This window comes from Pseudomonas sp. MPB03 (genome assembly GCF_046605385.1).
Lineage (GTDB): Bacteria > Pseudomonadota > Gammaproteobacteria > Pseudomonadales > Pseudomonadaceae > Aquipseudomonas > Aquipseudomonas zanjanensis.
The window spans coordinates 3,351,061-3,362,836 of record NZ_CP176770.1 but is presented as its reverse complement, the minus strand read 5'-3'; the positions used below and the strand labels follow the sequence as shown (position 1 = coordinate 3,362,836).

At 61.0% G+C, this 11,776-nt stretch carries 9 protein-coding genes; 8 read left to right on the top strand and 1 reads right to left on the bottom strand.

Annotated features, from left to right (window positions below):
- The first annotated feature begins 176 nt into the window (after nt 1–176).
- The 7 genes from ACLH0I_RS14870 (at nt 177) to ACLH0I_RS14840 (ending at nt 7,366) form a co-directional block, all read left to right on the top strand.
- Nucleotides 177–1,202 (top strand): ABC transporter substrate-binding protein, encoded by a 1,026-nt coding sequence (locus tag ACLH0I_RS14870; protein ID WP_411384586.1) that lies wholly within the window; start codon nt 177–179, stop codon nt 1,200–1,202.
- On the top strand, nt 1,199–2,131 hold the full coding sequence (locus tag ACLH0I_RS14865; protein WP_411384585.1) for an ABC transporter permease: 933 nt from the start codon (nt 1,199–1,201) through the stop codon (nt 2,129–2,131). The genes ACLH0I_RS14870 and ACLH0I_RS14865 overlap by 4 nt, the downstream gene beginning before the upstream one ends.
- 6 nt (nt 2,132–2,137) lie before the next feature.
- On the top strand, nt 2,138–2,947 hold the full coding sequence (locus ACLH0I_RS14860) for an ABC transporter permease (RefSeq protein ID WP_411384584.1): 810 nt from the start codon (nt 2,138–2,140) through the stop codon (nt 2,945–2,947).
- A 17-nt stretch (nt 2,948–2,964) separates the two neighbouring features.
- Nucleotides 2,965–4,116, top strand: a complete 1,152-nt coding sequence (locus ACLH0I_RS14855; protein ID WP_250965465.1) for an ABC transporter ATP-binding protein — start codon at nt 2,965–2,967, stop codon at nt 4,114–4,116.
- 44 nt (nt 4,117–4,160) lie between these two features.
- Entirely contained in the window at nt 4,161–4,646 is a 486-nt protein-coding gene (locus tag ACLH0I_RS14850; protein WP_411387507.1) for a flavin reductase family protein, read from the top strand.
- A 30-nt stretch (nt 4,647–4,676) separates the two neighbouring features.
- The gene (locus ACLH0I_RS14845; protein ID WP_411384583.1) at nt 4,677–5,720 is read left to right on the top strand and encodes an LLM class flavin-dependent oxidoreductase; all 1,044 of its coding nucleotides are present in this window, start codon (nt 4,677–4,679) and stop codon (nt 5,718–5,720) included.
- Between the two features lie 647 nt (nt 5,721–6,367).
- Entirely contained in the window at nt 6,368–7,366 is a 999-nt protein-coding gene (locus ACLH0I_RS14840; protein WP_411384582.1) for an acyltransferase family protein, read from the top strand.
- A 69-nt stretch (nt 7,367–7,435) separates the two neighbouring features.
- On the opposite strand, the gene ACLH0I_RS14835 is transcribed toward ACLH0I_RS14840, so the two are convergent.
- The gene (locus ACLH0I_RS14835) at nt 7,436–9,547 is read right to left on the bottom strand and encodes a TonB-dependent siderophore receptor (protein WP_411384581.1); all 2,112 of its coding nucleotides are present in this window, start codon (nt 9,545–9,547) and stop codon (nt 7,436–7,438) included.
- Between the two features lie 293 nt (nt 9,548–9,840).
- Between ACLH0I_RS14835 and ACLH0I_RS14830 the strand changes: the two genes are divergently transcribed.
- A complete protein-coding gene (locus ACLH0I_RS14830) occupies nt 9,841–11,637 on the top strand; it encodes a methyl-accepting chemotaxis protein (RefSeq protein WP_411384580.1) in 1,797 nt (598 codons plus the stop codon).
- Nucleotides 11,638–11,776 lie beyond the last annotated feature (139 nt).

The window sequence follows — 11,776 nt, the reverse complement described above, 5'->3', positions numbered from 1 at the left end:
TAGCCGGTACGGCAAAACCCTTGCAGAAAGTTTGGAATACCATAATATGATATTCCATAGACCGAGCGCTCCAGCCAACCTTTGGCACGGTCCCCCGCAAGGCCAGTTGGACCAATGCTCCCGATAAGTGGGCGAACAAAAGCCCGCTCAATAAACACAACAATGAGGGCGTGAAAATGGTGTTGAAGAAACGTGCAGCCGCAATTCTTTTTGCCGGCGTGCTGAGTATCACCAGCCAGGCGACGATGGCCGCTGAAAGCGTCAACTTCGTCAGTTGGGGCGGCAGCACCCAGGACGCGCAAAAGCAGGCCTGGGCCGACCCATTCAGCAAGGCCAGCGGCATCACCGTGGTCCAGGATGGCCCCACCGACTACGGCAAGCTCAAGGCCATGGTCGAAAGCGGCAACGTGCAGTGGGACGTGGTCGACGTCGAGGCCGACTTCGCCTTGCGCGCCGCAGCCGAAGGCCTGCTCGAACCCCTCGATTTCTCGGTCATCCAACGCGACAAGATCGACCCGCGTTTCGTCTCCGACCACGGTGTCGGCTCGTTCTACTTCTCGTTCGTGCTCGGCTACAACGAAGGCAAGCTCGGCACGGGCAAGCCAACGGATTGGTCGGCACTGTTCGACACCAAGACCTATCCCGGCAAACGCGCCCTCTACAAATGGCCAAGCCCCGGCGTGCTTGAGTTGGCCCTGCTGGCCGATGGTATATCCCAGGACAAGCTCTACCCGCTGGACCTGGACCGCGCCTTCAAGAAACTCGACACCATCAAGAAAGACATCGTCTGGTGGGGCGGCGGCGCGCAGTCCCAGCAACTGCTCGCGTCCGGCGAGGCCAGCATCGGCCAGTTCTGGAACGGCCGTATCTATGCCCTGCAACAAGACGGCGCCCCAGTCGGCGTGAGCTGGAAGCAGAACCTGGTCATGGCCGACATCCTGGTCATTCCAAAGGGCTCGAAAAACAAGGCCGCCGCCATGAAGTTCCTGGCCAACGCCAGCAGCGCCAAGGGCCAGGCCGATTTCTCCAACCTGACCGCCTACGCGCCGGTTAACGTCGACAGCGTCGCACGCCTGGATTCGGTGCTCGCTCCCAACTTGCCGACTGCCTACGCCAAGGATCAGATCACGCTTGATTTCGCGTACTGGGCCAAGAACGGTCAGGACATCGCGACACGGTGGAACGAATGGCTGGTCAAATGAAAATGTCGGCAACGGCAACCCAGCACACCGGGGGCGCCGCTGGCGCTGCCGGTGTGGCAACCGTCCCGGCCATTGCACCGCAAGCGCCGTCGCGGCTGCAGCGCTGGCGCGGGGCCGGTAACCTGCTCCCCGCCCTGCTGTTCCTCGGCCTGTTCTTCCTGGCGCCGCTGATCGGCCTGCTGCTGCGCGGCGTGCTGGAGCCGGTGCCCGGGTTGGGCAACTACGAGCAATTGTTCGCCAACTCGGCCTACGCCCGGGTGCTGTTCAACACCTTTTCGGTGGCCGGGCTGGTGACATTGTTCAGCCTGCTGCTGGGTTTCCCCCTGGCCTGGGCCATCACCCTGGTGCCCCATGGCTGGGGCCGCTGGATGCTGAACATCGTGCTGCTGTCGATGTGGACCAGCCTGCTGGCCCGCACCTACTCCTGGCTGGTGCTGTTGCAGGCCTCCGGGGTAGTGAACAAGGCATTGATGGCCCTGGGCATCATCGACCAGCCGCTGGAGATGGTGCACAACCTCACCGGCGTGGTGATCGGCATGAGCTACATCATGATCCCGTTCATCGTCCTGCCGTTGCAGGCGACCATGCAGGCCATCGACCCGATGATCCTGCAGGCCGGTTCGATTTGCGGCGCCAGCCCCTGGACCAACTTCTTCCGGGTGTTCCTGCCGCTGTGCCGGCCGGGGCTGTTCTCCGGCGGGCTGATGGTATTCGTGATGTCCCTCGGTTACTACGTGACCCCGGCCCTGCTGGGCGGCGCGCAGAACATGATGCTGCCGGAATTCATCATCCAGCAGGTGCAGTCGTTCCTCAATTGGGGCCTGGCCAGTGCCGGTGCCGCCTTGTTGGTGGCGATCACCCTGGTGTTGTTCTACTTCTACCTGAAGCTCCAGCCGGAATCCCCGGTGGGCGCCAGCAACGCGAGGTAAGCCGTCATGCTCCTGACTCCCAATGCCATGAGCCGGCGCATGCGGTTCGGCCTGTATTTCATCACCGGGCTGATCGCGCTGTTCCTGCTGTTGCCCATCGCGTTCATCGTGCTGCTGTCGTTCGGATCGTCCCAATGGCTGGTCTTCCCGCCCCCGGGCTGGACGCTCAAATGGTACGGCCAGTTTTTTTCCAACCCCGACTGGATGAGCGCGGCGCTGACCAGCCTCAAGGTTGCGCTGCTGACCACCGTCTGCGCCGTGGCGCTGGGTCTGCCGACGGCGTTTGCCCTGGTGCGCGGACGCTTCCCGGGCCGGGAAATGCTCTACGGCCTGTTCACCCTGCCAATGATCGTGCCGTTGGTGATCATCGCCGTGGCGGTGTACGCACTGTTCCTCAAGCTCGGCTACACCGGGACGATGTTCGCCTTCGTGGTCAGCCACGTCATCGTCGCGCTGCCATTCACCATCATCTCGATCATCAACTCGCTCAAGCTGTTCGACCAATCCATCGAGGATGCCGCCGTGATCTGTGGCGCCTCGCGCCTGCAAGCGGTGTTCAAGGTGACGTTCCCGGCCATTCGCCCGGGCATGGTCGCCGGCGCCTTGTTCGCGTTCCTGGTGTCGTGGGATGAGGTAGTCCTGAGCGTGATGATGGCCAGCCCGACCCTGCAAACCTTGCCCGTCAAGATGTGGACCACCCTGCGCCAGGACCTGACGCCTGTGATCGCCGTCGCTTCGACGCTGCTGATCGGCCTCTCGGTGTTGGTGATGGTGATCGCCGCCGCCCTGCGCCGGCGCAACGAAATCAGCGCTTGAGCGCCTAGGAGAACACGATGAGTGCCGTCAAAGACCCCGCACAACAGAACAACAAGACCCTGGTCAGCCTGCGCAACCTGAACAAGCACTACGGCGACTTTGCCGCCGTGGACGATATTTCCCTGGAGATCCAGGACGGCGAGTTCCTGACCTTCCTCGGCTCCAGCGGCTCGGGCAAGAGCACCACGCTGTCGATGCTGGCCGGGTTCGAGACCCCCAGCAGCGGCGAGATCCTGGTGAGCGGCAAATCCCTGGTCAACGTACCACCGCACAAACGCGACATTGGCATGGTGTTCCAGCGCTACTCGTTGTTCCCTCATCTTTCGGTGCGCGACAACATTGCCTTTCCCCTGGCGATTCGCAAACTGGCCAGCGCCGAGCGCGAACGCCGGGTCGACGCCATGCTCAAGCTGGTGCAGCTGGGAGAGTTCGCCCATCGTCGCCCTTCGCAACTGTCCGGCGGCCAGCAACAACGCGTGGCGATTGCCCGGGCACTGGTCTATGAACCGCGCATCCTGCTGATGGATGAGCCTCTCGGGGCCTTGGATAAAAAGCTTCGTGAAGACTTGCAGGACGAACTGCGCCAGTTGCACCGTCGGCTGGGCATCACCATCGTCTACGTCACCCATGACCAGGAAGAAGCCATGCGCCTGTCCCAGCGCATCGCCATTTTCAGCCACGGCAAAATCGTCGGCCTGGGCAGCGGCTATGACCTCTATCAGAACCCGCCGAACGCCTTTGTCGCGTCATTCCTGGGCAATTCCAACTTCCTCAAGCTCAAGGCCCAGGGCAATGCCGTGGCGAGTTTCGAAGGCCAGTCGCTGTCGATCCGCCTGACCGCCGGCCTGCAAACGGACCAGGACGTGCTGCTGATGGTGCGCCCGGAAAAAGCCCTCGCCCTGAGCGTCGAGCAAGCGACCCAGGAACCCTTGGCGGCCGGCTGGAATGAGGTCTCGGCCAAGGTCGTCGAAGTGCTGTTCCTCGGCGAAAGCCAGACCTGCAGCGTCGTGACCTCCGGCGGCACGGCCATGACCGTCAAGGCGCTGTCCGCCGCCGGCATGCCACTCAAGGCTGGCGACCCGGTGCGTGTGCGCTGGGCCACCGCCGATGCCTGCGTCTACACCCAATGGGCCGAGAGCGACCTGAACAAAGCCGCAGGTGCCCATTGATGAACATCGCGCGCCCACAACCGCCACAGCCCGAGGATCGTCCGATGATCGATGCCAACGTGTACAAACAAGTCATGGGCTCGTTCCCGTCCGGGGTGACGGTGATCACCACCCTCGATGACGACGGCCAGATCGTCGGCCTCACCGCCAGTGCCTTCAGCTCATTGTCGATGGAGCCGGCGCTGGTGTTGTTCTGCCCCAACTACAGCTCCGATTCCTACCCGGTGCTGATCAAGAACAAGCGCTTCGCCATCCATGTCCTCTCCGGCGGCCAACAGAACGAAGCCTATGCCTTCGCCCGCAAAGGCAAGGACAAGGCCCAAGGCATCGAATGGACCTTGAGTGAACTGGGTAACCCGCTGCTGAGCAACGCCACCGCCATCATCGAGTGTGAACTGTGGCGCGAATACGAAGGCGGCGACCACGCCATCATGGTCGGCGCCGTGAAGAACCTGATCGTGCCGCAGCACACACCGGGACCGCTGGTTTATTGCCACGGCAAGATGGGCGCCCTGCCCGTCCTCGCCTGAACCGATCGTCAACAAATAAGAGAAAGCGCCATGAAATTTTCCCTGTTCGTACACATGGAGCGCTGGGACGAAAGCGTCAGCCATCGCCAGCTGTTCGAAGACCTGAGCGAGTTGACCCTGTTGGCCGAGGCCGGCGGTTTCAGCACCGTCTGGATCGGCGAACATCACGCCATGGAATACACCATCTCGCCAAGCCCGATGCCGCTGCTGGCGTATCTGGCCGGCAAGACCACCACCATTCACCTGGGCGCTGGCACCATCATCGCGCCGTTCTGGCACCCGCTGCGGGTGGCCGGCGAATGCGCGCTGCTGGATGTCATCAGCAATGGCCGCATGGAAGTCGGCCTGGCCCGGGGCGCCTACCAGGTGGAGTTCGACCGCATGGCCGGCGGCATGCCGGCTTCCTCCGGCGGCCAGGCCCTGCGGGAAATGGTCCCGGTGGTGCGCGCCCTGTGGCAAGGCGACTATGCCCATGATGGCGAGATCTGGAAATTCCCCACCTCCACCTGCGTGCCCAAGCCAATCCGCAAGCCCCACCCACCGATGTGGATCGCCGCCCGCGACCCGGACTCCCACAATTTCGCCGTTGCCAACGGCTGCAATGTGATGGTCACGCCGTTGATGAAGGGCGATGAGGAAGTCCTGGACCTGAAGAACAAATTCCAGGCCGCCCTGGACAACAACCCCGACGTGCCACGCCCACAATTGATGGTGCTGCGCCATACCCACGTACACGCAGTGGACGATCCCGAAGGCTGGAAAATCGGTGCCCAGGCGATTTCGAAGTTCTACCGCACCTTTGATGCCTGGTTCGGCAACAAGCAGGTACCGGTCAACGGCTTCCTCGCGCCGAGCCCGGAAGAAAAATTCGCCGAGCGTCCGGAATTCCAGCTGGAGAACATCCGCAAGAACACCATGATCGGCACGCCGCAGCAAATCATCGGGCGGATCAAGTATTACCAGGAACTGGGAGTGGATGAGTTCAGCTTCTGGTGCGACAACAGCCTGCCCCATGCCGAGAAGAAAAAATCCCTGGAACTGTTCATCCAGCAGGTGGTGCCGGCGTTTCGGTGATCCGTTATATCGCCATCGAGAGCAGGCTCGCTCCCACATGGGCCGCGGTGTATTGCAACATTTGTGTACGCCACGACCCCTGTGGGAACCGGGCTTGCCCGCGAAGGTGACGGCACATTCAGCATCTCGGTGACAGTTACACCGCTTTCGCGAGCAAGCTCGCTCCCACAATGGGACCTGCGGTGTATGCAATGTTTATGTATGCCCCCGATCCCTGTGGGAGCCGGGCTTGCCCGCGATGGCGGTGGCACATCAGCATCTCTGTGACAGTTGCACCGCTTTCGCGAGCAAGCTCGCTCCGACAGAGGGCCTGCGGGTATGCATTATTTGTGTACGCCCCCGATCCCTGTGGGAGCTGGGCTTGCCCGCGAAGGCGGTGGCACATTCAGCATCTCTGTGACAGTTGCACCGCTTTCGCGAGCAAGCTCGCTCCCACAGAGGGCCTGCGGGGTATGCATTATTTGTGTACGCCGCCGGTCCCTGTGGGAGCGAGCTTGCTTGCGATGGCCATCCCACTGACACATATGTGTCAAATGTGACAATTGACCCCACTGCCCCGCCATCCCCCCGCAAACCACTATAAACGGCTCGCAAAGCCACCTAACGTACCGCTCAAACGGATCGACTCTGATTAAGGATGATGCACGTTGGGGGCTTATCGGTTGCTGTTGGCCATGTTGGTGGCCGTTTCGCACATGGGCGTGACTTTTCTTGGATTGAACCCCGGCGTCGTTGCCGTGGTGTCCTTCCTGATCATCAGCGGCTTCGTGATGACCTCGCTGATCGAGAAGACCTACAACACCCCGGGCCAGATCGGCCTGTTCTATATCGATCGACTGTTGCGGCTGTACCCGCAGTTCCTGGTGTACTTCGTCCTGTCCTGCGTCGTGATCCATTTTCTCCTGCCAGGCACACCCCAGGCCGCTGCCCTGACCCTCGAAAACATCGCCACCAGCCTGCTGATCCTGCCGCTGGGCTTCTACATGTTCGGCATCACCGTACCCGAGATCCTGCCACCGGCCTGGTCCCTGGGACTGGAAATGGGTTTTTACCTGCTGATCCCGTTCCTGATTCTCTACAAGACGCGGGGTATTGCCTTTGCGCTGTCCGTGACGGTGTTCATGGTCGCCTCGCTGGGCTACCTCGACACCGACATCTACGGCTATCGCCTGCTGCCAGGTGTGCTGTTCATTTTTCTCTGCGGCAGCTACCTGTATCGGGCCCAGGCCAAGGGGCTGTGGATCGTGTCCGTCACCCTGCTGGTTGCCGCGTTGATGTTCCTGGCCATCGTCGCGGGGATCATTCCCCGTCGGCCTTTCAATGCCGAGGTGACCTTGGGCATCGCCCTGGGCCTGCCGGCGGTGTTCCTGCTTAGCAGGCGGAAGCGTCACCGACTGGATGAGTTCCTGGGCAATATCAGCTACGGCGTGTTCCTCAATCACTTCGTGGTGATGTATGTGTTGCGGGCGTTCTGGCCGGTGGCGTACAGCGGCCTGATCGTCACCGCAGTATTGGTATTGTCGTTCGCCTTGAGTGGGATTTCATACTACTGGGTCGAGCGACCGGCGCTGAAGCTTCGTCATGCGCTCAGGACGGGCGTTAAATACGGTGTCGCCCAGACTCCCGTTGGCAGCACGGTGGTTTAGTCGCTGACAGCCGCACAAAAAATGCCCGGGACGCAGGTCCCGGGCATTTTGTGTTTCAGCACGGCGGAATCAGAACGTCACGCTGGCGCTCAGCCTGGCAGTGCGCGGCTCGCCGACGTTGACCTGCACCTGGCTGCCGGTGGAAGACGGGTAGTATTGCTTGTCGAACAGGTTGTCGACGTTCAGTTGCAACGACGTCTTGTGCCCGAACACCGGCGACTCCCAACGCAGGAAGGCGTCGGCGACGGTGTAGCTGCTGAGCCAGAAATCGTTGGCTTTATTGGCCGCACGTTCGCCGACGTAGCGGGCACCGGCGCCGGCGTGCCAGGCACCGAATTCGGCAGGCACGTTCAGGTGGTGGCTCAGGTACAGGCTGGCGGTGTGTTTTGGCGCATCGGGAAGGCGATGACCCTCGTCCTTGGGATCATCCAGTATTTCGGTGTGGGTGTAGGCATAGGTGCCGATCAAATCCCAACGGTCGGCCAGGCGACCGGTGATGTCCAGCTCCAGACCTTGGGAACCGACCTTGCCGGCGGCTTCCGAGACTTCGTCAACGGTGGTGACTACGTTCTTCTTGACGATGTCGAACAAAGCGACGTTGATGTTCAATCCCGGCAGCGGATCGTACTTGGCGCCGATTTCGTAGCTGCGACCCTCCTCTGGTTGGAAGGTACGACTATTCTTGTCGACAACATCATTAGGCTTGAACGACCGGCTATAGTTGCCATACAGCGACAGGGTCTCGGTGGCTTTGTAGACCAGCCCCAGGAACGGAACGAAGGCGTCGCCATTGTCGTCGCGAACCGGCGCACCCTGGACGATCCCTTGAGTGGTGAATTGATCGTAATGCTGGTAACGCCCACCGAAGACCAGGATCCAGCGATCATCCAGGTGCCAGTTGTCCTTGAGATAAATGGAGCTGGAGGTCAGCTGGTTACTCAGGTTGCTCTGTTTTGCGTTCAGCTTGCTAGGTTCTGCCAACCCACCATAAACCGGCGCTGTAATGTCAAACCCTCCTTGCGCATCCCCACGATAGGTCTTGCCACGAAACTGATCCGATACTTGATTATCGACGCCAACCAGTAAGTCGTGACGCTGACCAAACAACTCCTGTTTACCGATGAAATCCCAACTGGCATAACGAGTTTCATCATCATAATGAGCGCCGTTGGCGGCTCGCTGGAAAACACCGGTTTTTGACAGGCTCGGCTGCGCAATCGAAAGACTATACCGGTCATTGTTCCAGCCATAAGTCACCCGCGTTTTCCACGCCTCACTCAACTCATACTCGAACCGCGCAGTCGCCGTTTCGCGAATACCGACACTCTTGGCCCAAGGCTCATCCAGGCGTTTGTCATAGTCGATATCGGCCGGATGCCCATTGGTAAACACCGTACCCCGATCAAACGGATTGGAATATTCGTTGTACTCATAACTCAGGTTCAACGAAGCCCGCTCACCCGTCCAAGCCAGGGACGGTGCCACCAGGGTGCTCTCGTTGACGCCGTAGTTGCGCCAGTAATCCTCATGGCCGCGTTCGGCGATCAGGCGATAAGCCAACCCGGTGTCACCCAACGGCCCAGTGGTATCCAGGGCCATGGTGCCGCCGCCTTCGCTGTAGGCCGAACCGCTCAGCGTGGTGCTTTGGGTGTATTCCGGCTTCTTGCTGATGACGTTGATCAACCCGCCGGGCTCCAGTGCGCCGTACAACATCGAGGCCGGCCCCTTGAGCACTTCGACGCGGTCGGTGGTGGCGCTGAAGTTATGGCCCAGGTTCGAACGCACGCCGTCGCGCAGGATCGAGCCGTCGTCGTTGGTGCCGAAACCACGCTTGACCAGCGAGTCCCGCGAGCCGCCCAAGGTGTTGCCCTGGCTGACGCCACTGACGAACTTCATCGCATCAGCCAGAGAGCGCACTTGATAGTCCGCCAGGGTCTGCTGGGTTACCACGTTGATCGATTGCGCCTCTTCCTTGATCGGTACATCGCTCTTGCTCGCCGTGCTGGCTTGCGACGTCGTATATCCCTCGTCCTGAGTGACACGACTGCCCTGGATGGCCGTGGCCGGCAGTTCGACAGCGTCCTGCGCCCATAGCGGGCTGGCAATGAAGCAGCAGGACAAGGTTGGCAACACACACTGGATGAGGACGTTGCGATTTGCGAGGGGGGTGGAACGATTCAAGACGCGCACTCATGGAAGGGACGTTAATGAGAGCAAATATACTTTGAGAATCATTCCCAGTAAATCTTTTGTATCAAATGATGATCGTTCCAAAACCTTTGTGGGAGCGAGCTTGCTCGCGATAGCGGTAAGTCTGTTGCATTGATGTTGGATGTGCCGGCGCCATCGCGAGCGAGCTTGCTCCCACAGGATTTCGCGCCAGAGTGATATCAAATTGCCCTGCCGCCCTAAAGCTTTGGCGCTCGCGGTCGAATGTATTCCATTAAGAGATTTTTTTGCCCAGGAGCAGCGGCATGCAGACGTTAAAGGCCTTGTACGAGTCTATCGAGATGCAGTTTTTCGATACCCTCACCAAAAAGCTGTCGAGCCTTTTCCTGTTGGTGCTGGTCAGTGGCTTGCTTTATTGGGTCGCCCTCAGCGCCCGCGCCGAGATCATGCTGTTGTTGCGTAACGCGCAGTTGGACGGCACGCTGCTGGGGCAGATCGAGGGCCGGCTCGACAGCCTCACCCATGCCTTGCTCTTCGGCGCTGTCCTGACCCTGGGCATGATCAGCTTCATGGTCTGGTATTTCCGCCACCTCATCGTGCGCCCCGTCACCACCATGACCAAGGCCCTGGAAGAGATCGCCAACGGCGAAGGCGACCTGTCCAAGGACTTGCCGCTGGTGACCCACGACGAGATCCGCACACTCGCCGCCACCTGCAACCGCTTCCTGGCCAAGCAGCGGGAGATCATCAGCAATGTCCAGGCGCTGACCGTGCACATTGCTGTCGAGTCGGCCCGTTCGCTGAAGAACATCAGCGACTCCAGCGACAGTGCCACCCACCAGGCGCGCTTCGCCAAGGAAGTGATGGACCAGAGCAACACCGCCGTGGGCCGCATCGAAGAGGTCTCGCGCCAGACCCAGGGCATCTCCAGCACCACCGCGCAGAACCTGAGCATGGCCCGCGATTCCTACGCCGAGCTGCTGGAAGTGACTGGCAACATCAGCGAAATCTCCAGCAGCCTTGGTGAGTTCGCCACCCTGGTGAGCGCCTTGAACCAGCGTTCGTCGAGCATCAAGTCGATTGTCGGGTTGATCCAGCAGATCTCTGCCCAGACCAACCTGCTGGCCCTCAATGCCGCCATCGAAGCCGCGCGGGCCGGCGAAAGCGGTCGTGGCTTCGCGGTGGTGGCCGATGAAGTGCGGACCCTGGCACAAAACGTCAGCCGGGCCACCGACGATATCTCGCGCAACATCGACGCCATGCTCGACGAGGTCAGTTCCACCCATGAACAGACCACGCAGATCAGCCACAGCGCCCGGGAAACCCAGAAAGTGGTGGAGCGCGCCTCCGGCCATTTCGAAAGCATGATCGTCGACTTCGAATCCACCAACGGCAAGCTGGCGGACATCGCGACCCACATCCAGCAGTTCGCCGACAGCAACACCGGGATCAACGACCGGGTCACCCAGATTCACGCCGATAGCCAGTTGATCGACCAGCGCATGCAGCACTCGGCCACGGCCACTCGCGACCTGTCCGGCGTGGCCGAGAAGGTCCAGGCGCTGCTGGGTCGTTTCGTCCTTGGGCACGGCAAGCTGGATGCCGCCATCACCCGCGCCAGCGAGTGCCGCGATACGCTGCAAGTACGCCTGGAAGCGCTGCAACGGGAAGGCCTGAACCTGTTCGATCAGAATTACCAGCTGGTGCCCGGCACCGATCCCAAGCAGTACATGACCAGCTACACCGAACGCTTTGCCCAGGTCTGCCAGGAAGAATGCGACAAGCTCACCCGCAGCACGCCGGGTGGCAAGGTGTCGTTCATGGTCGACAGCAAGGGCTATTGCCCGGTGAATAACAGCTGGGTCTCCAAGCCGCCGACCGGCGACCGGGCGGTGGATTTGCCGGTGTGCCGCAACAAGCGCATCTTCAACGACCCGATCGGCCTGCGCGCGGCGGGCAACGTCCAGCGCTTCCTGCTGCAGACCTACCTGCGCGATACCGGGGAAATCATGACCGAGATCGACGTACCGTTCTTTTTCGGCGGCCGTCATTGGGGCAACTTGCGGGTGGGCTTCGATGCAGCGGTGTTGTTGGCGGACTGATCAACACCGCAATCAAGCCAGACAACCGCCCCGTGGCGAGGGAGCTTGCTCCCGCTCGGCTGCGCAGCAGTCGCAAAACCGGCTGATGCGGCCGGCCTGAAGAACCGCCGGGGCCTGCTCCGCACGCCAGCGGGAGCAA